Origin of the sequence: Alteribacillus sp. JSM 102045 (assembly GCF_041949975.1) — a bacterium.
Lineage (GTDB): Bacteria > Bacillota > Bacilli > Bacillales > Marinococcaceae > Alteribacillus.
Genome location: NZ_JBHFQG010000011.1, coordinates 1 through 20,859, shown reverse-complemented (window position 1 = coordinate 20,859; position 20,859 = coordinate 1). Strand labels below are relative to the sequence as shown.

Below are 20,859 nucleotides of genomic sequence, written 5' to 3'. Positions count from 1 at the left end.
AAAGTATACCCTCTTCCACTGTTTTATTAACTAAAAAAACAGGCCACCGGACTGTTTTAAAACTGATAAAAAAAAGATGAATGACCCCCTGCCCCATCCTGCTCTTTCCTATACCGTATAACGTTTTTTTCTTAACGGCTTGCTCTTGTAAAAATAATTGAATGTCTTTTTTTGTAATTCTGCGTCCCTATTTAAGAAATTACCCATAAAAAAAGGCTGAAAATTCAAGAATCTTGAATCCCCAACCTGTTTAAAAAGCTTTGAGTATATATTTAAACTTTTTGGTCTGGCTGTTTTTCTATATTTTCCATTTTTTCTTCTGTTTGCTGCCCCATTCCTTTTAAAAAAGACAGTAATAATGTTAGGGCGCGGTTTACTTCTGGGTCCTTTAAGGAACGTGCTAATTCTAAATAGCCAGTCTTTTTCTCCGTATCAGTATTTTCTGCTACTCGGGACATTCCAGCGTTCACCTTCAATAACAAGGGTTCGAGCTGTTTAACATTAATAAGGCCAAATGTGCCCAGCATTAAAAGTAAATTCCTCATAGCATTTGTGTTTTCAGGTTTATTGACTGCTTCTACTAAAACATGAAGCACTTGATCTCCTTCACTAATTAAACCATTAAGCATAGAAAGGAGCCCTTTTTCTTCAGCATGATGGATTATGTCCACCGTTTGCAGAATGGCATCCTTGTTTTCTATTAATGCATTTTCAATTTCTTTAAGATCTTGTTCTCGTTTTTCCTCTTCACTTACTTCTACTTTTTTTATTTTTTCAATTGCTTTTGCCATTTTTAACTCTCCTTTTCACCAGATCACCTGGGAAATCATATTCTTCACGTTCCCACTTTTTATGGACTTGAACGCCTATTTGTGGCTGCGGATTTCCATAACGATGATTTATTGTAGGAAGCGGAGAGTCTCCAGTTTCCTGTAATTTTTCCATTTTTACTTTCACTTCTTTATAAGCAGGAGTATCTGTATCTTTATCTGCATAACTGCTTGTTAAACGATTCACAGCTGCTTCATTATTATCATTCAATGGTATATAAACTTCTTTTCCGCTCACCCTGTCGGTTATAAGACATTCAATTTTTACAGAGCCATAAGGAGATTGCAGCCTTACCAGCGTTCCGTCTGTGAGATCTCTTTCCTTTGCAAGCTCTGGAGAGACTTCTACAAACGCTTTGGGCACTTTGCTTTTTATTCCTTTTGATTGATAAGTCATATTTCCTTCATGGAAGTGCTCAAGTAAACGGCCATTGTTGACATGAAGATCATACTGCTCATCATAATGGACAGACTCAGTCCAATCTACGGGATAAAACTGTGCTTTTCCATCTTCAAAAGGGAAATCCTCCAGAAATAGTATTGGAGTATCTTTTCCATCGGGAGCCACCGGCCATTGCAAACTATCATATCCTTCCAGCCGTTCATACGCAACACCAGTAAAAATATCTGCTAATCCCGCAGCTTCTTCCATAATTTCACTTGGATGTGTATAATTCCAATCGGCTCCGAGAGCATTAGCTACATCTCTTATGATTTCCCAATCCGGTTTAGAATCACCAAGCGGGTCTAATGCTTTGTAAATGCGCTGGATTCTTCGTTCTGTATTTGTAAACGTACCATCTTTTTCAAGACTAGGACTAGCCGGAAGCACAACATCTGCAAATTTTGCTGTTTGGCTCAAAAACACATCTTGTACGACAAAAAACTCAAGTTTTTCAAATCCCTCCTGAACATAGTTAATATTCGAATCCACCACACCCATGTCTTCACCTTTTAAATACATGGACTTCAGCTTTCCTTCATGAATTGCATCTACCATTTCATGATTATTCATACCATCATCGGTTGGAAGCGGGACTCCCCATGCTTCTTTATACTTTTTCCGCACTTTTTCATCAGCTACAAATTCGTAGCCCGGCATTCGATCCGGCATGCTTCCAAAATCACTTGCTCCCTGGACATTATTATGACCTCTAAGCGGGTAAGCCCCTGCTCCTGGACGTCGATAATTTCCAGTAGCAAGCAGTAAATTTGAAATCGCAGTGCTTGTATCACTTCCGCCAACATGCTGCGTCACACCCATGGCCCATAATATCGCCGTCGTTTTAGCCTCATGAATCATTTCCGCTATTTTTATTAGAGTTTCTTTATTAACTCCCGTGGCCTCCTCGGCGTAATCAAGGGTAAATTTTTCTAAAGACTTCACGTAGACTTCCCGGCCGTTCACGTTGTTTTGAATAAAATTCTCATCTGCCCATCCTTGATCAATCATATACTTTGTAACCGCAGAAAGCCAAATCAGATCTGTACCTGAGTTAGGACTAATAAATAAATCCGACTTGTCTGCCATTTCGTGCTTGCGCAAATCGGCTACAATTAGTTTTTGGCCACGAAGCTTATGGGAGCTTTTCACCCTAGTTGCAAGAACAGGGTGAGATTCGGCTGTATTTGAACCTACTGTGATTACAAGCTCAGCCATTTCTATATCCTTAATGGAACCAGCATCGCCTCCGTGGCCAACCGTACGGAACAACCCGGCAGTTGCAGGGGACTGGCAGTATCTCGAACAATTATCGATATTGTTTGTTCCTATTACCGCACGTCCTAATTTTTGCATAAGATATGATTCTTCATTAGTACATTTAGATGAACTAATAAAACTTAAAGCATTGGCGCCGTCTCTTTCTTTAATCTCGGTAAACTTGTCTTTAATTAGACTTAAGGCCTCTTCCCACGTTGCTTCGTGAAATTCTTCCCCGCGCCTGATAAGTGGCTTTGTAAGACGCTCTTCACTGTTTACATAATCCCATCCGAATTTGCCTTTTATGCACGTTGAAATGCTGTTAGCTGGAGCCTCTATTTGCGGATCAACTTTTAAAATGTCTCTTCCTTTTGTCCATACGTCAAAACTGCAGCCTACCCCGCAATACGTACAAACGGTTTTCGTTTTATTAATGCGGTTTTCTCTCATAGATGCTTCCATATCTGAAAGTGCCAAAATAGAGCCGTACCCTGTTTCGACGTCTTTTGTAATTTCTATCATTGGACGCAGTGTTTCTTGATCAATACCCGTCATGTAACCGGCTTCTCCTACCATGGATTTTTCCATTAGAGCGTTACAAGGACAAACGGTAGAGCAGTGCCCGCAAGAAACACAGGATGACTCATTGATAGGGACATCATTATCCCAAATGACCCGCGGCCGTTCTCTTTCCCAGTCTATCGTCAAGGTTTCCGTAACTTGTACGTCTTGACAAGCCTCTACACATCGTCCGCACAAAATACATTGGTCCGGGTCATACCGGTAAAATGGGTTTGAGTCGTCAATTTCATATGGTTTGAACTCGAATGGGATGTTCTGATGACTAAGTTTCATATCTCTAACGGTGTTATGTATTTCACATCCCCCGTTATTATAGTCACAAACCGTACAATATAATTCATGGTTATAAAGGATTCTATCCATTGCTATTACTTGGGCTTCTCTAACATGAGAAGAAGTGGTATTAATAAGATCGCCATCTTTTATTTTTGTTGAACAAGACCTCACCATCTCGCCGTTCACTTCAACTATACAAGTATCGCACGTTTCGATTGGCCCCAGGCTTGGATGATAGCAAACATTTGGAACTTCTTCATTGTTATCGGAAAGCAGTTGAAGAATCGATTGATCAGCCCGTCCCTTTTTCTCTTCATTATTCACTTTTACTGTAACTTTTTCAGACAAAAAAGACTCCCCCTTTCCGAAGATTAAAAATAATTTATTTATCCAACTTTTAGTGGTATTTCCCGTTGGCAATTCTTGCTAAACTTTCGTTTTTTTCATTTTTATGCATCAAAAAACAGGCAATAGCTAGCTTTACTGCCTGTTTTTCTATTTAATCTACTGACATTTCTAGTTCTTCCACTCTTTTTCAACGTAATTTTGATCCTTCTGAGCATGAAATGTTTCTGCTTTTTCAAGCATTACAGCAGTATTGTACTCAGGGATATGAGCATGGTTTTCATATACTCCTTTTGGCAGTAGAATATTTCCTTCCGGCCAATATACAGCAATGTTTCCAGAGGAGATTTCTTCGAATTTGGCTGTACCTTGATATGTCCCCAGCCGGTTATATAGGACAACTGCTTCTCCTTCTTTTATCCGTAATTTTTCAGCATCTTTCCTATTCATTAAAACGGCATTTCTATCCGCCGCATTGAAAGGATCTTTTTCACTGTATACCATCGAATTAAATTGTTTACCTCGTCTGGAGGTGACATAAAACTTCCCTTCTGCCAGACGATGTTCAGGAATATCAATACAAAAGAGCTGTCCTTTTCCGTCTGGAGTCTCGCACTCCCCATTTTCACAAAGCCTTGCTCCTCCCCATTGAAAGATATCACCTTTTTCTTTTAAATGATGAATTCCATTATATTTAGGTTTTGCTTTTGCGATTTCTTCTCTTATTTGTTGTGCGCTGTAAAACTCTATTAAATGGCTACTATCCGGATAAACCTTTGAAGCTAAATCAACATAAATTTCCCATTCAGTACGAGCTTCTTCGATTCTGGGGCCTTTTATTTCAGGGCTGAAATATACCATTCATTCGGTGCTAGTCGATGTACCGCCGCCAGGCTGCTCATACCCCTTGTCATAGCAGGTAATACAATCACTTCTTCTTTTGCATCAGCTAGCGTGGAAGTATTAAGAATAATATCTTGATGTACACGTATATCTACGTTTTCCAGCGCCTTCTGAATAAAATCCGGATCTGGCATAGTTTCTAAGAAGTTTCCGCCGCTTGTATAAAATAATTTCAGTTTACGGTCGTGATTTTCCGGGAGCAATCCATTTTCTATGGTTTGTCCGACAGTATCTCCCTGCCATCTTAGCACCTCAAATCCCCAAATCTTTTCTATTCTTTCTGCGTTTTCTTCGGTAAAATCTCCTCCAGGCAGCACGAATGGATCGGCCCCCATCTCTCCAGAACCTTGGACGCCGCTATGACCGCGAATAGGCATTACTCCACAATGTTCTCTTCCAATAAACCCACGAAGCAGAGCAAGGTTGGCTACTTGAGAAATATTATCCGTGGCAAAACGGTGCTGCGTAAGCCCCATACTCCAAATAAATACTCCAGATTCCGAATGTGCAAGCAGTTCCGCTAATTCATACATTCGTTCCTTAGAAAGACCGGATGACTGTTCAAGCTCATGCCATTTTTGATTAGCTATATGTTGTTTTAACGCTTTAAATCCACTGGTATGAGATTGAACAAAATGACGATTGATCGCAGATCCCGGCTTCTTTTCTTCCATTTCAAACCAATGCTTCATGATTCCGTTCATAAAGGCGATATCACCGCCGATGTTTACTTGATACACATCATCTACTATGTTTGTTCCAAATACTGCACTTTCAGGAATAGACGGAATCCAATATTTTTCCATCGCAGGTTCTCGATATGGTTAATCATTATAATCTTAGTACCAGCTTTTTGGGCAGCATACATGTACTTTGTTGAAACTGGTTGATTGTTTGCTGCGACGCTCCCCAAAATACTAAAACATCACTTCCAATCCAGTCTTTATAACTGCAGCTAGAAGGGATCTTTTTAAAGCAGTTTTGCTTGGAGAATGACAAATACGAGAAGCATTATCAATATTATTTGTTCCTAAGAAACGCGCCGTTTTCGCTGCTGTATAATATACTTCATTTGTTATTCCTCTTGCCGTTAAATAAAACGCCAATTGTTTAGGATCAATGTTTCTTATTTTATTCGCAATTCGATCAAGTGCTTCCTCCCATGTAATTCTTGTAAACTTATTCTCTCCATTCTTACGTGATAGTGGGAAGGAATACGCCCAAGTTTACGAAGTTGCGAACTGTTTAGCGTTTTTAATTTTTCAACATCCTCCAGCCATACAGTGGATCTATGGCCGGTGCGGTGTTTAGCCGCAGAACATTTAACCTGGTTGTACACAGATGCGGACCAGATAAAGTCTGGTCGTGAACCCAGCCACTCCGAGCACACAGCCATCACAGACCCCCTGCGTCGGGATACGATAGGCATATAACGCATTATCTTTATTTTTCCATGCTGCTTTCACTGTATCCCGAATATGATGCGGTTTGATCTTCCCCAGGCCCATTGGAGTTTTTCCTGCCCTTAATTTCGGCGAAGGTTTTTTATCCAATTTAATAGGACCGCTATGTTTAGTCTTTCCCATAAAATTTCACCTGGTTATTATATAAATAAAAAACCACCGCTTTTCTTATGCCAAATTAAGAAAAAACGGTGTTAAGTCTTTAGCAGGGACGCTGCCAAGTGCCAAACCTACTTCTTAGGTAAAAATTTTTCTTCAATATTTTCATCGAATACAAAAATAGACATGCCAAAATCTCTTTCGATATCAATATCAACAAATAGATCGACAAATTTACATTGCAGAAATTCTTCCATTTCTACTGGGTGATTTTGACGGTACATTTCTTTTACCATTTCTGTTCGTGCTTCTCTTAACATTTGTTTTCCATCATCTGCATTCGCGATAAATTTTTCCACAGGGGACAAATTACCTTCCAATTCGCAAATAGCCCAATTCTTGCAAAAGGTCGTATTAATTTTGCTTGGCCCTTTTCCCATATGCTTTTTACGAAAAGCTCGAACTAAATTACTGAACTCTGCTTCGTGTTTATCCATGTTCATTGCCAATCCTTTTTATATTTAATAAAACTTCCAAGGCATATTTTAGATTTGCCTCTATTTTCTAAAAATAGCTTAATAGCAAGGAGGCAAATTGTCAACTTGCTATTCTATCCTTTTGCTGATGTTTTAATTGTTTAATATCCAGCCGAATGAAAAGAGAGATAGTAAATGCCACGATTACCAACCCACCGAATATATATAAGGTCATTGCATAACTTTCTGTGGTTTGTCTTATCCACGCTGCAACATTTGGTCCTACCAGACCAGCCGCTGCCCAAGCTGTTAAAATATAGCCATGAATCGCTCCTAATTGTTTGGTCCCAAATAAATCTCCGATGTAAGCTGGAATGGAGGCAAACCCGCCGCCATAACAAGTCATAATTAAAAACAACAAAACTTGAAATAATAGCGCTTGAGTGATATCAGGCAATATAAAATAGGTAGCTATTTGCATGGTGAAAAAGGCGGTATATACATTCGGCCTTCCTATATAGTCAGATATAGAAGCCCAGGCTATACGGCCTGCGCCATTAAAAAAGCCCATAACCCCTACCATCGTGGCTGCAGCTGCTGCTGATAAGCCGGCGATTTCCTGTCCCATAGGAGAAGCAACCGCCAATATGGCAATGCCGCATGTAACATTGATAAATAACATAAGCCATAAATACCAAAACCTTCTCGTTTTAACCGCTTGGTTGGCAGTTAACTCCGAAAGGTCCAAATTTTTCTTTTTCTCTTCTTTTTCCTTGCCTTCCATAAACCCTTTTGGAGGCTTTTCCAAATAAAGAGCTGATGGAATCATAACAATTAAAAATATTGTGCCTAGAATAAAGAAAGCACCTGCTATACCCACAGATTCGATTAATGCTCCTTTTACGGGGCTGTATATAGTGGCAGAAAAGCCAAATCCCATAATAGCAAGTCCAGTAGCTAGTCCTCTTCTATCTGGAAACCACTTTACAAGTGTTGATACTGGAGTAATATAACCTACTCCAAGACCTATTCCTCCTAGTACACCGTAAGTCACATAAAGCATCCATAAAGATTCTAACGTTACTGCTACACCAGAACCGAGTATTCCGGTTCCAAAAAAGCCAGCAGCAACTATTCCGGAAACCCGAGGTCCGTATTTTTCTACAAAATGACCTAAGAAAGCCGCTGATAACCCCAAAAATAAAATAGCAAGACTAAACGTAAAAGAAACAAGCCCAATGTCCCATCCGAACTCTTCAATAAGCGGATTAGTAAATACGCTCCATGCATATACCGAACCGATGGAAATATGTATTCCAACGGCTGCGAGCGCAATCAGCCAGCGGTTTTTTGTTGCTTGCATTTTTTCACTCCTTTTTTGAAATCGCTTTTTCCTCTTTTTCCCCAAAAAGTTGGACAAAAAAACGCCATAATTTTCTTACAAATAGGTCATTTCTATTGCAGTAAATTACGACGTTTTAGAAACAAGCAGGTACGCTGCTATCAAACCAAAGTAATCGCTTTCATTTCTGCAGCAATTAAAACCGAAGACAGGATCGCTATCTCGTATCTAAATGTTACAGTTTTATGAATTCTATTAAACTATACCCTGTTTTTGATATTTTTTCAATAATTTTTATATGGTTTCCATAAATATATATTCCCTGCTTTCGTTCCAGGGTTGTAAGTTTAAAAATGTTTAGTTTATACTTTCATTGTTAAGGATTTATTAAATGGATTGGTTAACAGTATAAATAAACTATCATCATATTCTGCTGTCAAACCATGTTTTTTAATTATTATTGTTAGGAAATGAGGGAAAGCTTTGGAGCAGCACATAAGTGTTAAAAAAACAATTACGGCCTACCGTGACGGTGAATTTTATAGGGAAGAGGACAACATTGTATCTGAAGTGCCCCTTACGATCTTTGTTAACAAGAAAGAATTCGCGACAATGGTCTGTTCACCACTGCACTATAAAGAGATGGTAGTTGGTTTTCTTGCTTCTGAAGGTGTCATTTTGTTTAAAAGTGATATACATTCAATTGAAATTGACGAGGATAAAGGTTTTGCATACGTGCAGCTAAATAAAAAGCTCCAAAAAGATCATTCATTTTACTCTAAACGCGTCATTGGTTCCTGCTGCGGCAAAAGCCGGCAGTTTTATTTCCAAAATGATTCTGTCACAGCCAAGATATCCATGAGCACTGCCTCTGTAACCGCAGAACAGTGTCTTCATCTAATGGGCCAAATGCAGAGAAACAGCCATGTCTTTAAAAAGACAGGCGGAGTACACAATGCAGCCATATGCACTCCACACCATATTATTGTGGACCGGGCTGATATTGGAAGACATAATGCACTTGATAAACTGTATGGCCACTGCCTGCTTAATAATATCTCTGTAAAAGATAAAATCTTAGTTTTCAGCGGCCGATTATCATCAGAAGTACTGACAAAATCTTCCAAAATTGGAATTGGACTCGTATTATCTAAATCGGCTCCAACTGACTTAGCAATAAAATTGGCTGAAGACTTAAACATCACAGCAGTTGGTTTTATACGAGGGTCTTCATTTAATGTTTATTCTCATAGTTACAGAATTACTCAAAATAAGAAAGGAGAAATATCAAATGAGTTCATGCAGCATTGATCATTCGAAAGAATCCGTTCTTGAAAAACTTGAAAGTCAAAAACCGTATCTTCCATCATCTATTTATCAATCTTGCAGCAACCTGTTATTAAAAGAGCCTTCTCAACATATTTTAAACGAGTTATTTCATCTGTTAAAAAAATATGATTTAAAAGATGAAGCCGAACAGCAGGACCGGGATAAAAAAATAAAAGCTTTGGTTGAATAACAACTTCCTCTCTGCCTTACTGGCAGAGAGGAAGTTTCTTTCCTTCGAAAATACGTCTTATTAAAGGAGATAAAGGTAATGAATATAATAGGTATTGTACTAGCTGGAGGGCAGTCTTCACGCTACGGAAAACCAAAAATGTTTGAACAATACAATGGTCTTTCTTTTTATGAACACAGTATTCATGCATTTAAAGCCGGCGGGATTGATAATATATATATTCTTACCAATAATCAGCTGGCTCCTTATTTTAACAAAGACAAAGCAAGCATTTTAGTAGAAGATAAGATGCATCAAGGCCCGCTTTATGCATTGTATTTCACTTTTCAAAGTGTTCCTCACTATATCGATTGGGTGTTCGTTCTTCCTGCTGACACGCCGTTTGTTTCATCAGCATTTGTCGCATCTGCTTTAACACAGTCTGAAGAGAGTTTTGCTTCATTTGATGCTTTTATACCTGTAAACGGAAACAAGCAGCAGCCCCTCCATGGAATCTATCACCGGAACTGCCTTCCAGTGATAAAAGACTTGTTGAATAAAAATAAAAAAAATATGTACTCGTTTATTCAGTCTATTTCAGCATGTTTTCTTACTTATCCAGTAGACCAAAAAGATTTTTTAAATGTAAACCGAAAAGAAGATTGGCCTTCCTAGTTTTCCTTTTCATATAAATGCTTTTCAAGAAGGTATTTAATATTTTCAGGGATTGGCTCACTCTTTTGCTTTTCAAAATTAAAGTTAACATAAGTAGCTCTCCCTTTTGCACATACCTGTCCTCGTTGATGTATTTCCTCATACACCTCGAAGCTTGAATTTCCTACTTCATAGATCCAGGTTTTTACTTGAACCGGTTCCCCGTAGTACAATTGACCAACGAAGTCAACATTCATTTTAATAATGACACATTTCCAATCTTCAAATGATAGACTGGGTGTAAACAGCTTAAATATTTCATCCCGTCCAGACTCAAACCATATCGGAATGACAGTATTGTTGATATGGCCTGCACCATCGGTTTCTGAAACTCGCGGATCTATTAATTTTTCAAACATACGCAGCCTCCCATTTTTTAATTATTTTGGTGTAATTTGGATAATTCCATAATCATGGCACCCATCCTCTGATTAGTTGGTGATAATAGACGCTTTACCCCTTCCTCTTTTAGAACTTCCGCTGTAACTTTCCCGACCGCTGCAGCCACCGTTTGATTTTCAAATATAGAAACAAGCTCCTCCTTAAACCCTTGCTGTTTTGCATATTGAAACAAAGAGTGTACCTGCAGCTGAGTTGTAAAACATACTGCGTCTAATTCATTGCGGCGTAATTCTTCTGTGATCAATTTCAGGGTATCTTCTTCTGGGGGAATATGCTGATAAGGTAAAATTTCTGTGACGGAAGTCGCGTCTTTATTTTTTAAAAAGTCAACTAATCGAGGAGCTTTCACCCCATGCAGCTGCACCATAACATTTTTATTTTTGAAATCTTTGTTCTTCATGGCATTTATTAACCCTTCAGTCGTGCCGTCATCGTCTCTTGCTTCAGGAGCCACACCTATTTTTTTCAGCGTATTGTGCGTTTTGTACCCCCTGGCTGCAATTTTTTCATCCTTTAATAACTTTTCAAAGTCGTTTTTTCTATTTAAATGTTCAGAAAGATTAAGCAATGTTTCTGTTCCAATGCCTGTAGTGAATATTAACCAATCTGGTTTATCATCGAGCACCTTTAGAAATTCGTTTTCTATTTCATTATCTGCTAAAAAAGTTGTTCCTTGTAATGGACGGACTACCGCTTTTCCTCCTTGCTTTTCTACCAAAGCACTCATTTCTTCTGTTTTTCTAGAAGCAGCAATCGCAACTGTTTTACCAACAAGTCCTTTACTCATTTTGTTTCTCTCCTTTCCCATACGTTATTATAAATTATATCAATCTATCACTAATCATGCATTTCAGTTTCTTTTGTCCTTACAAAAAACAGGCAGAATCAACTGCCTGTTCAACGTATGGAAGATCAAGATTCTGCCGGCTTCTTTTTTATGAAGAAGCTAAGAACAAACCCAACGAATCCAAAAATAAATGCTGCCCAAAAGGACATATTTACTCCATGTATCATTGCTTCTGCATTCATATTAGGCCCCTCTCCTAATGCAGCAGTTGTCATAACGGTTACCAAAAGGGCCGTTCCGATAGAACCGGACACTTGTCTCATCGTGTTATTTACCGCTGTCCCGTGAGGAATTAAATGCTTTGGAAGCTGATTTAACCCAGCAGTTGTCACCGGCATCATGACCATAGCAATTCCTGCCATTCGAAGAAGATACATGACTGTCATATAAGTAAAAGAAGTGGTTGTCGTAAGGTCAGTATACATAATGTTAGAAATCGTCATCAAAGCAAGTCCTGCAAGAGATAATTTTCTTGCTCCTATCTTATCGAAAATCCTGCCTGAAATCGGCGACATAATTCCCATTAGTACAGCCCCCGGCAGCATCATTAATCCGGACTCTGTAGCGGAAAAGTCGCGCATGTCCTGCATATAAATAGGAAGTATCGTAGCTCCGCCAATCATTGACATGAACACTAACATACCAATACCGGTAGTTAACGTAAAAACTTTGTATTTAAATACTCTAAGCTCTAAAATAGGCTGTGATAATTGAAACTGTCTTATCGCGAAAAACAGGAGGCATATGGCACCAACTGTCATGGTCAATATAACCGGCATACTTGACCAGCCTATATTCCCAGCACTGCTGAATCCATATAAAATTCCTCCAAAACCCAGGGTGGATAAAATAATAGAAATACTATCTACTTTTGGATAATGCTGTTTTGTTACGTTTTTCAATACAAAATAAGCAAAAATAATATCTAATATGGCTATAGGAAATACAATATAAAATAGTGTGCGCCAGTGAAAATGGTCCACCATAAATCCAGAAAGCGTCGGTCCGATTGCCGGAGCAAAGGATATCACCAATCCGATTAACCCCATAGCTGTACCTCTCTTCTCTATTGGAAAGATGAGGAGCACAATGGTTTGCATGAGAGGCATCATTACACCTGCTGCACTTGCTTGAATAATTCTTCCTGCCATTAATATGGGAAAGGACGGCGTAATGGCACAAATAAGTGTCCCTAAAGCAAAAGTAATGATTGCTGTAAGAAAAAGTTTTCGTGTTGTAAAAGTTTCTACTAAAAAAGCGGTAATTGGTATCATAATACCATTAACAAGCATAAATATCGTTGTCAGCCATTGAGCGGTATTTGCTGTTATTTTTAAATCTTCCATAATAGGAGGAAGAGCGGTAGCTAACAATGTTTGGTTTAAGATCGCGACAAAAGCTCCAATTAAAAGTACTGCCATAATCGGCACTTTTTTTATTTCTTTTGGTACAGTTTCATTGTTATTTAAATCGGTCATACTAAACGCCTTCTTTTCCTATGATTTCACTTTTTTGCCTCAGAAATATATCGTTCCAATGTTAAAAGACTATCTTCGAGGTTAGTATTTTCTTTTATATGAGTTATAAGAGCTTTTATTAACAGCTTTCTCGGATGCTGCTGCTGAAACTCATTTTCAATCAAATCCACAGCTTGCAGCATTTCTTTTTCTATATCTGACTGTAAAGATGAACGCTGGATATGATTTTTTATTTTTTGTAAATGCTCCTGTCGTTCCTCTTCTCCCGTCATTATTTCTGGTTCAAGCGCCATCTTTTCGTATTCTTTCATAATATCTTTCGTTAAGATTGGATCGAACCCTTCTGAATGATTCACTAATACTTCTATACGTGAAACCATCTTTCTAGCAGCATTTTCTGTTTTTACCACATGCTTTGTTTCATCCATTAATCCTATATATTCTTTCATCGCTCCTTGCAAAAATAAAACAAGATCCCATAAATGATCTTGAATGTTCTTTCCATAGACTTCCATCAGCCATTCTTTATGCCAGTTCATCATCGCCGCTTTTGTTTTTTTCATAAGCGGCATAATCGTTTTGTGGTCCTGTACCGGCACCACCTTATGAATTAAAAGAAAGAATACTCTATTTTTATATAGAGCTTCTAACTCCAGAGCTATTTTTTTTATTAATTGTTCTTTAGGTGATAACGACTCATCCAAGTGAACATTTTTTGCTCGAAGCAGCATGTGCTGATGATTGTAACGAAAAACTTCAATTAACAAATCTTCTTTAGAACGGAAGAATTTATAAAAGGTTCCTTTGGCTATCCCACAAGATGAAGTAATAGCTTGAACAGACGTAGAAAAATAGCCTTTCTCGGAAAATTGCTGCATAGCTGCCAGTATGATTCTCTCTTTTTTATTCATGTCTATATATACCGCCCTCGTGACCACATAGTCATTTTAGAACTAATTAGTTTTATTTGACTATTATATTCTATATTGGTCTAGGAAGCTTGTCAAAATATTGTTTCTGAAGGTATATATGTTATGATTATTATAGTTTATTGAAAAGGATGTATGTGAATGATTACTTGCCAAAATGTCGGGCTGAGATATGGAGACAAAAAATTATTTGAAGATGTAAATATTAAATTTACACCCGGAAATTGTTATGGTTTGATAGGTGCAAATGGAGCCGGAAAATCAACCTTTCTAAAAATCCTTTCAGGTGAAATTGACTCTCAATCCGGCCATGTTCATATAGATAAAGGTCAGCGTGTCGCTGTATTAAAACAGGATCACTTTGCTTACGAAGATAAACGTGTATTAGATGTGGTTATTATGGGTTTCTCCCGTCTGTATGAAGTCATGCAGGAAAAAGATGCGATTTACATGAAGCCTGATTTTTCAGATGAAGACGGGATGAAAGCAGCAGAGTTAGAAGCAGAATTTGCAGAAATGAATGGATATGAGGCTGAAACGGAAGCAGCGCAGCTTTTAAGAGGGCTTGGAGTACCAGAAGAGCTTCACGAAAAAACGATGGCTGAACTCACTGGTTCTGAAAAAGTAAAAGTACTTCTTGCTCAAGCGCTTTTTGGAAATCCTGATATATTGTTAATGGACGAACCGACCAACCACCTTGATATTGAAGCCGTTCAATGGCTGGAAGAATTCTTAATCAACTTTGAAAACACAGTAATTGTCGTCTCCCACGACCGCCACTTTTTAAATAAAGTCTGCACCCATATTGCTGATCTCGATTTTGGGAAGATTGAGCTTTATGTAGGAAATTATGATTTCTGGTACGAATCCAGCCAGCTAGCACAAAAGATGGCTAAAGAATCAAACCGGAAGAAAGAAGAGCAGATTAAAGAATTAAAAGAATTTATCGCAAGGTTTAGTGCAAATGCCTCTAAATCAAAACAAGCTACTTCAAGAAAAAAAACATTAGAGAAAATAACATTAGACGATATAAAGCCTTCATCTCGCCGCTACCCATTCGTTCAATTTAAACCTAATCGTGACCTTGGTAAAGATCTGCTTACTGTTGAAGGTCTCACCAAAACAATTGACGGAGTAAATGTGCTTGATAACGTGAACTTTGTCTTAAACAGTGGAGATAAAGTAGCTTTTGTAGGCGATCATGAAATTGCAAAAACGACATTGTTTAAAGTATTGACCGGTGAAATGGAGCCCGACAGCGGTTCGTATAAATGGGGGTTAACTACCTCACAAGCATATTTCCCTAAAGATAACTCTGCTTATTTTGAAGGAGTCGATTTAAACTTAGTGGAATGGTTAAGACAGTACTCTCCAGATGACCAAACGGAAACATTTATTCGAGGCTTTCTCGGAAGGATGCTCTTCTCTGGAGAAGAAGTTTTTAAAAAAGCAAACGTGTTATCAGGAGGAGAAAAGGTCCGCTGCATGCTGTCTAAAATGATGTTAAGCGGAGCAAATGTATTAATTTTAGATGAACCAACAAACCATTTAGATCTAGAATCCATCACCGCATTAAATAACGGCTTAATAGATTTCAAAGGATCTGTCCTGTTTTCTTCCCATGACCATGAATTTATTCAGACGATTGCAAACAGAATTATCGAATTCACTCCGGATGGCTTTATTGATAAACAAACGACGTATGATGAATATATCGAAGATCAAAAGATGCAAAAGAAATAAAAAAAGAGGCTGTTCCTGCTCATAAGCAGTGCAGCCTCTTTTTTATTCCTGCAGATTTTCTAAAAAAGTGTGTACATCATCTACTGGCACAGCTAAACCAATTGATTCTTGTTTTGGATGATCAATTGACTTTTTTGCATAAACGACTCCAGTTACTTCTCCTTTTTCGCTAATCACCGGACTGCCACTGTTCCCCCGATATATGGGTGCTGAGATACCAACAGCATTTTCTCTTGTTGTCTCTTCGCTTAAAATATTTCCTTCATTGGCTATTTTGGTAAAGGAAAGCGGATTTCCTATAACATAAATGTGGTCGTCTTCTAAAGATACATCATTTTTGAGCGGCAGCGCTTCAAAATTTTCTTCCTCTTCTATTTCTACAAGAGCAAGATCCTTCTCTGCGTCACTTCCTACCAGCTTCCCTTCAAATATTTCTCCATCCTCTGTACTGATTCCAATCGAATCCTGCTGTTCAATGACATGATGATTCGTTAAAATAAGCCCTTTACTATCTATAAAAAAGCCCGTGCCTTTGGAGCGGCCGAATCTTCCTTCCCCTTGAATAGTAACAACTGCTTCTTTCCATTCTTGAATGTTTTCATCCTGAGAAAGCCGGTATGAAGTTTTTAAAAACTCGATAGCATCAAGACGAAACGTATCAAATAACATGGCTGAAACTTGAAAGACAAGCATCAGTGCTAATAAGACAGCAATGATACGTATCCCCCGTCTTTTTTTCTTTTTCTTTTTTATCTCCTCTGGTTTTCGCTGAGGTTCTTCTTCTAATACTTCTTTAAATTCTTCATATGAAATTTCTTCGTACTTTTCATCATATAATTCATCAAGCTTATCTTTATATTTATCTGCCATGAAAAAGAAACTCCTTTAAGACTTTAACAAATATCGCTGTTCATTTTAACTATACTATATAAAGAAGAACGTTTGGGAACAGACTTTCCATCATTGTTTTGTAGGAGGTTTCATCTGTGCAGCTGCGGTCTATTCGGAATTTTATTAAACGTATAAGAGAAAACAAAATATTCGATGTTTCTGCCCAGCTCGGTTATTACTTCTTAATGGCTATGTTTCCATTATTGCTCTTTATATTAAGTATTATCAGTTTTTTGCCTGTTTCAAGCAGTGATGTCCTGAGATTTATTTCGCCTTATATCCCTCCTGGTACTCTTAATATTATAACTTTTAATATTAATACAATTATAGATGTTCAGCGATTTGACACTCTTTCTTTTAGTACGATTGGTACTGTTTGGCTTTCTTTGTTGGGTACATTTGCTATTATACGAGCCATTAATCATGCTTACCGTTTAACAAATCCCCCGCTTCATAAAATGTTTATTATTGGTTTTGGTCTCATGCTTTCTATTCTGTTAGCTATTATCATATCACTATTGCTTCCTATATATGGAAGGCCTGTGGGATCTTTTTTATTTTCTCTTGTTGGTTGGGACGCCTTTTTCATGTATGTATGGGAGTGGGTTCGCTGGGGTGTAAGTTTCGTTGTCATCGGGTTTGTTCTTTTATACATTTATCTTACTGTTCCTAACAGAACTATTTCACTAAAAGAAGCTTATCCAGGAGCTGTGTTTGCTCTTTTGAGCTGGCAGGCAGGCTCCCTTGGCTTTTTCTTTTATGTAGAAAATAATGATTACTCCGTCATTTACGGCAGTCTCGGTAACATCATAGTATTAATGGTCTGGTTTTACATTTCCGGATTTTCTATTTTAGCCGGCGGTGAATTAAATGCCATGATTGCCCAAAAAGGAAAAAACAGATGGTAAAGTGCCATTAAGTATATTAGAAAAATTTCAATTATAACAATAAGTATTTTCATATAATATCAAAAAGAGACAAAGTATGTATACACTGTCCACTGTGATAATACACAATGATGCCTGTTCCACTTCGTCCTTCCCTTTTATTACAACAGCGCACAAAAAGTCATCTGCCCTTTTGTAAGCAGATGACTTACACTTACTTAAGTTCAGCCAATGGCAATGTTTTATCCATTTCTTTTAAATTTGATCTAATAACAGATAATTTTTACCCCAGTCTGCTTTTTTAAAATCAAAGAAACTGTATCCAATACAGTAACATTAGGTTCCAAATGTATGATAGTTTAACACAATATCAAACGTATCATTTCCAATCCTTATTTCTGCAAGCTCCTCTCTTCCTCCACTTTAATAATACGGTCAATAATATTTTTACTTTTCAGCTCTTTTGCTTTTCGAATAACCTTTGTAAAAGCGGAATGATAACGAATTTTTGAGTTCGGGGAATTTTGGGGGCTCCGAGGTTTCTTCTCTGTCTTTAGTTAATCTGCTTAATCGATAAAACAAATTCACTCCCATCAACCTTTATGTGCTTTTATGTAAGTATAGAGATCTATTTTTGAAAGATCCAGGCTGTCACAGCTTGTAGATTCTCGAATTCAACTGCCAAGTCTCATTATAATAAAAAACTCCAAAGCAGCATCTTTATAGATTTTTCTGCTTTGGAGGTGGGCTTTACAGCTCCTCAAAATAATCTTTTTTATACCCGCCGATTTTGCCAGTATTGTCGATAACAAAATAAAATTCTTCCGTTTCATTTTTTACCTCATAAGCTTTACCTGGGGTAAGTACACGGTCTACTTTATATTTTTTCGCGTTAGCATGCACACATTTTAACTGTTTTATCGTTTTAGAATCTGTCCACGTTTTATGTATCATACTCAACCTCCTTTATTTTTACAAGTAGAGGATAATTAGAGTTAATTCGGCTCCGTTTTACATAACATAATCTCTGATATCCTGCCTATCATTCAAAAGCATATCAACAACAAGACAGCTTAGCAACATCTTTATACACAAAAATAACCAGCTCCTCCTAAGGAAAAGCTGGCTGCTACTTGAAATTTAAACAAACATACCGGCAATTGCCGCACTGAGCAGAGATGCCAGCGCACCAGCTGCAACTGCTCGAAGGCCGAGCTGTGCTAATTCTTTTCTTCGTTCCGGGATGAGCGCACCAATACCTCCAAGGATAATGGCCATAGAGGAAAGATTCGCAAATCCGCACAAAGCAAATGTAATAATTACTTGTGATTTTTCAGAAAAGCTTTCCATTTCTGGTGCAAATGAAGCATAAGCTACAAACTCGTTTACTACAAGCTTTTGACCAATAAAACTACCTGCTTGCAAAGCTTCAACCCAAGGGACACCAATCATGAAGGCTATTGGAGCAAAAATAAATCCTAATATAAGTTCAAGAGTCAAGTTCTCTGCACCAAACCAGCCCCCAATTAAACCTAATAACGAATTGATAACCGCGATTAAACCGATAAATGCAAGAAGCATAGCGCCCACATTTAAAGCTAACTGCAGACCGGTAGATGCTCCCCTTGCTGCGGCATCAATAACATTTTGAGATTCCTTATCTTTTTCGATTTTTATTTCATCACTTGTGGTTGATACTTCTGTTTCCGGCATCATCATTTTTGCCATGATTAAGCCGGCAGGAGCTGCCATAAAACTTGCAGCAAGCAGGTAGTTTAATGGAATACCAAGCCCTGCATAACCAAATAATACAGACCCAGCAACAGAAGCAAGCCCCCCAGTCATAACAGTGAACAATTCAGATTTTGTCATTTTGGCCAAATATGGACGAACAACAAGCGGAGCTTCCGTTTGACCAACAAAAATATTTGCTGCAGCAGACATTGACTCTGCTTTACTGGTTCCTAGAATAAAGGAAAGAAAACCACCAATAATCTTTACAATCCACTGCATAACACCGATGTAATACAATACAGCAATTAAAGAAGAAAAGAAAATAATAACCGGAAGTACTTGAAACGCAAAGACGTTTACTACACCTTCTAATTCAAGTAAATCCCCAAACAGGAAAAGTATACCTTCATTAGCATTGTCTATAATACTTTGCACCCCTACGGTTAACTGTTGAAGGGCAGCTCTTCCTGTTTCCCAATATAATACAATAAATGCAAATAATACCTGAAAAGCAAGGCCGCCTAAGATTGTTCGAGGATTAATCGACTTTTTCCTTGCAGATAACAGAAAAGCAAGAAACAGCACAAATATAATCCCCATCAAGCCCCATAAGAAATTCATCAATCCACCACCACTTTCAAAATTTTCCTTGTTGAAAACGCTTCCTACCCCGTAATAGAGGGACATTTGATACTTTATCAAAGAAAAACTAAAAAGTAAACGGAAATTTAAAATATGTGTAGCAAGAAATCTGCCAGCCTTCATTATAATTTTTTACTAATTCCATTGTTTTACCATAAGAACTTTGCGTTTTTTTAATAATTTCTGCATTTTTTAAATCTTAATATTTTTCAAAGTTCCAAAGAACAAAAGCGCAAGCGCCCCGGTCAGCCTCAACAGGTAAATGTTCTCCAGTCACTAAAGACGCTCTTTGCCTTTAATGACTGGAGGTTATTTAACCCCGAGAGGCTGGGCGCTGAAGCTAGACCCGGATCAAACAAACAATATGGAGATAGTTATCCACAGCTTGTAAAAACATAATTTCCTCACTAGCGTTGCAGGAAAATAAAATAAAAATGTCAAGCGAAATAACACATTTCTAATATTGTCAATATTGTGAATTATAACTACAAAATGCATAAAAAAACCTTATAATTAGAGAGTGGTAGTCCAGTCCAAATCTCTAACTATAAGGAGATAGCATGGACAATCATACCACAAAAACTGTATTTAAGAAATACATTCATCCATTAGGTATGCGTCAAGTTTTTCTCGACATGGTTATAACACCACTATTTTTAGCACTCTATTTTTGTACGCTTTAAAACCAGCTACCGCGCTTCGCTTGGTGGCCTCCACTTTTTCGGAACCTTCTTTCGAAGCTTCCGAAAAAATGGAGGTATCATTGAAAGCTTTTCATTAACTTTCCCATGGCGGTGGAATGGGCGGTGTACAGAGCCACAGATCCTTCTTTTACCCCAATGGAAGGATGCGTAGGCTGGCGCAAATGCTCTGTCATGCGCACGATCTTTCTGAGTTCTCGCTGCTGCCTTGTACTTCTAGGTTGATGCTTAAGATAAGCTTCCCGAAGCGTTTGATTGCATATCCCTTGCTTGATTTTTACCATGGATTCACCGCCCTTAGCACTCCAATGCATGCCTCTTTTTTTCATTCGAAAGGAGACATGACGCTGATTGGATTCCATGGCTCCCAGGCTC

The 20,859-nt window shown here is 38.0% G+C and carries 16 protein-coding genes and 2 pseudogenes; 5 read left to right on the top strand and 13 right to left on the bottom strand.

What is annotated here, in order from left to right:
- Positions 1 to 272: 272 nt before the first annotated feature.
- The 5 genes and pseudogenes from ACE1TI_RS09480 to ACE1TI_RS09460 all read right to left on the bottom strand — a co-directional run bounded on the left by ACE1TI_RS09480 (position 273) and on the right by ACE1TI_RS09460 (position 8,039).
- The gene (locus ACE1TI_RS09480; RefSeq protein ID WP_375007342.1) at positions 273 to 791 is read right to left on the bottom strand and encodes a helical membrane plugin domain-containing protein; all 519 of its coding nucleotides are present in this window, start codon (positions 789 to 791) and stop codon (positions 273 to 275) included.
- Complete coding sequence (fdhF, locus tag ACE1TI_RS09475; RefSeq protein WP_375007341.1) at positions 775 to 3,738, bottom strand: formate dehydrogenase subunit alpha; 2,964 nt, start codon at positions 3,736 to 3,738, stop codon at positions 775 to 777. Before fdhF ends, ACE1TI_RS09480 begins: the two co-directional genes overlap by 17 nt.
- A 151-nt stretch (positions 3,739 to 3,889) precedes the next feature.
- Positions 3,890 to 6,224 (bottom strand): annotated as a pseudogene (locus ACE1TI_RS09470) (FdhF/YdeP family oxidoreductase).
- Positions 6,225 to 6,331: 107 nt separating this feature from the next.
- The gene (locus ACE1TI_RS09465) at positions 6,332 to 6,697 is read right to left on the bottom strand and encodes a Na-translocating system protein MpsC family protein (protein WP_375007340.1); all 366 of its coding nucleotides are present in this window, start codon (positions 6,695 to 6,697) and stop codon (positions 6,332 to 6,334) included.
- A 100-nt stretch (positions 6,698 to 6,797) separates the two neighbouring features.
- Positions 6,798 to 8,039 (bottom strand): L-lactate MFS transporter, encoded by a 1,242-nt coding sequence (locus ACE1TI_RS09460; RefSeq protein ID WP_375007339.1) that lies wholly within the window; start codon positions 8,037 to 8,039, stop codon positions 6,798 to 6,800.
- Between the two features lie 462 nt (positions 8,040 to 8,501).
- Between ACE1TI_RS09460 and fdhD the strand changes: the two genes are divergently transcribed.
- From fdhD to mobA, 3 genes are all read left to right on the top strand, one after another.
- Complete coding sequence (gene fdhD, locus ACE1TI_RS09455; protein ID WP_375007338.1) at positions 8,502 to 9,329, top strand: formate dehydrogenase accessory sulfurtransferase FdhD; 828 nt, start codon at positions 8,502 to 8,504, stop codon at positions 9,327 to 9,329.
- Complete coding sequence (locus ACE1TI_RS09450) at positions 9,310 to 9,537, top strand: hypothetical protein (RefSeq protein ID WP_375007337.1); 228 nt, start codon at positions 9,310 to 9,312, stop codon at positions 9,535 to 9,537. Before fdhD ends, ACE1TI_RS09450 begins: the two co-directional genes overlap by 20 nt.
- Positions 9,538 to 9,615: 78 nt before the next feature.
- On the top strand, positions 9,616 to 10,191 hold the full coding sequence (gene mobA, locus ACE1TI_RS09445; RefSeq protein ID WP_375007336.1) for a molybdenum cofactor guanylyltransferase: 576 nt from the start codon (positions 9,616 to 9,618) through the stop codon (positions 10,189 to 10,191).
- On the opposite strand, the gene ACE1TI_RS09440 is transcribed toward mobA, so the two are convergent.
- The 4 genes from ACE1TI_RS09440 to ACE1TI_RS09425 all read right to left on the bottom strand — a co-directional run bounded on the left by ACE1TI_RS09440 (position 10,188) and on the right by ACE1TI_RS09425 (position 13,868).
- The gene (locus tag ACE1TI_RS09440) at positions 10,188 to 10,589 is read right to left on the bottom strand and encodes an acyl-CoA thioesterase (protein ID WP_375007335.1); all 402 of its coding nucleotides are present in this window, start codon (positions 10,587 to 10,589) and stop codon (positions 10,188 to 10,190) included. The two genes, mobA and ACE1TI_RS09440, sit on opposite strands and share 4 nt — an antisense overlap.
- Before the next feature lie 17 nt (positions 10,590 to 10,606).
- Positions 10,607 to 11,419, bottom strand: a complete 813-nt coding sequence (locus ACE1TI_RS09435) for a uroporphyrinogen-III synthase (RefSeq protein WP_375007334.1) — start codon at positions 11,417 to 11,419, stop codon at positions 10,607 to 10,609.
- 125 nt (positions 11,420 to 11,544) lie between these two features.
- Positions 11,545 to 12,957: an MDR family MFS transporter gene (locus ACE1TI_RS09430; RefSeq protein WP_375007333.1), complete on the bottom strand. Its 1,413-nt coding sequence runs from the start codon at positions 12,955 to 12,957 to the stop codon at positions 11,545 to 11,547.
- 26 nt (positions 12,958 to 12,983) lie between these two features.
- On the bottom strand, positions 12,984 to 13,868 hold the full coding sequence (locus ACE1TI_RS09425) for a TetR/AcrR family transcriptional regulator (RefSeq protein WP_375007332.1): 885 nt from the start codon (positions 13,866 to 13,868) through the stop codon (positions 12,984 to 12,986).
- 159 nt (positions 13,869 to 14,027) lie between these two features.
- On the opposite strand from ACE1TI_RS09425, the gene ACE1TI_RS09420 reads away from it, so the two are divergent.
- Entirely contained in the window at positions 14,028 to 15,629 is a 1,602-nt protein-coding gene (locus ACE1TI_RS09420; RefSeq protein ID WP_375007331.1) for an ABC-F family ATP-binding cassette domain-containing protein, read from the top strand.
- 42 nt (positions 15,630 to 15,671) lie between these two features.
- Here the strand turns inward: ACE1TI_RS09420 and ACE1TI_RS09415 are convergent, their stop codons facing one another.
- Entirely contained in the window at positions 15,672 to 16,499 is an 828-nt protein-coding gene (locus tag ACE1TI_RS09415; protein WP_375007330.1) for a S1C family serine protease, read from the bottom strand.
- Positions 16,500 to 16,615: 116 nt separating this feature from the next.
- On the opposite strand from ACE1TI_RS09415, the gene ACE1TI_RS09410 reads away from it, so the two are divergent.
- On the top strand, positions 16,616 to 17,428 hold the full coding sequence (locus ACE1TI_RS09410; RefSeq protein ID WP_375007329.1) for a YihY/virulence factor BrkB family protein: 813 nt from the start codon (positions 16,616 to 16,618) through the stop codon (positions 17,426 to 17,428).
- Positions 17,429 to 18,157: 729 nt separating this feature from the next.
- On the opposite strand, the gene ACE1TI_RS09405 is transcribed toward ACE1TI_RS09410, so the two are convergent.
- From ACE1TI_RS09405 to ACE1TI_RS09395, 3 genes and pseudogenes are all read right to left on the bottom strand, one after another.
- A complete protein-coding gene (locus ACE1TI_RS09405; RefSeq protein WP_375007328.1) occupies positions 18,158 to 18,361 on the bottom strand; it encodes a DUF6501 family protein in 204 nt (67 codons plus the stop codon).
- Between the two features lie 186 nt (positions 18,362 to 18,547).
- Positions 18,548 to 19,762 (bottom strand): NupC/NupG family nucleoside CNT transporter, encoded by a 1,215-nt coding sequence (locus ACE1TI_RS09400; RefSeq protein WP_375007327.1) that lies wholly within the window; start codon positions 19,760 to 19,762, stop codon positions 18,548 to 18,550.
- Between the two features lie 781 nt (positions 19,763 to 20,543).
- Positions 20,544 to 20,859, bottom strand: a pseudogene (locus tag ACE1TI_RS09395) (ISLre2 family transposase); the annotation flags it as partial.

Excerpts from the sequence above, each read along its gene's own strand:
- ACE1TI_RS09440 (WP_375007335.1), bottom strand. The coding sequence starts at position 10,589 with ATGTTTGAAAAATTAATAGATCCGCGAGTTTCAGAAACCGATGGTGCA.
- ACE1TI_RS09420 (WP_375007331.1), top strand. The coding sequence starts at position 14,028 with ATGATTACTTGCCAAAATGTCGGGCTGAGATATGGAGACAAAAAATTA.
- mobA (WP_375007336.1), top strand. The coding sequence starts at position 9,616 with ATGAATATAATAGGTATTGTACTAGCTGGAGGGCAGTCTTCACGCTAC.
- ACE1TI_RS09400 (WP_375007327.1), bottom strand. The coding sequence starts at position 19,762 with ATGAATTTCTTATGGGGCTTGATGGGGATTATATTTGTGCTGTTTCTT.
- ACE1TI_RS09435 (WP_375007334.1), bottom strand. The coding sequence starts at position 11,419 with ATGAGTAAAGGACTTGTTGGTAAAACAGTTGCGATTGCTGCTTCTAGA.
- ACE1TI_RS09415 (WP_375007330.1), bottom strand. The coding sequence starts at position 16,499 with ATGGCAGATAAATATAAAGATAAGCTTGATGAATTATATGATGAAAAG.
- ACE1TI_RS09405 (WP_375007328.1), bottom strand. The coding sequence starts at position 18,361 with ATGATACATAAAACGTGGACAGATTCTAAAACGATAAAACAGTTAAAA.
- ACE1TI_RS09430 (WP_375007333.1), bottom strand. The coding sequence starts at position 12,957 with ATGACCGATTTAAATAACAATGAAACTGTACCAAAAGAAATAAAAAAA.
- ACE1TI_RS09480 (WP_375007342.1), bottom strand. The coding sequence starts at position 791 with ATGGCAAAAGCAATTGAAAAAATAAAAAAAGTAGAAGTAAGTGAAGAG.
- ACE1TI_RS09450 (WP_375007337.1), top strand. The coding sequence starts at position 9,310 with ATGAGTTCATGCAGCATTGATCATTCGAAAGAATCCGTTCTTGAAAAA.
- ACE1TI_RS09460 (WP_375007339.1), bottom strand. The coding sequence starts at position 8,039 with ATGCAAGCAACAAAAAACCGCTGGCTGATTGCGCTCGCAGCCGTTGGA.
- ACE1TI_RS09465 (WP_375007340.1), bottom strand. The coding sequence starts at position 6,697 with ATGGATAAACACGAAGCAGAGTTCAGTAATTTAGTTCGAGCTTTTCGT.
- ACE1TI_RS09425 (WP_375007332.1), bottom strand. The coding sequence starts at position 13,868 with ATGAATAAAAAAGAGAGAATCATACTGGCAGCTATGCAGCAATTTTCC.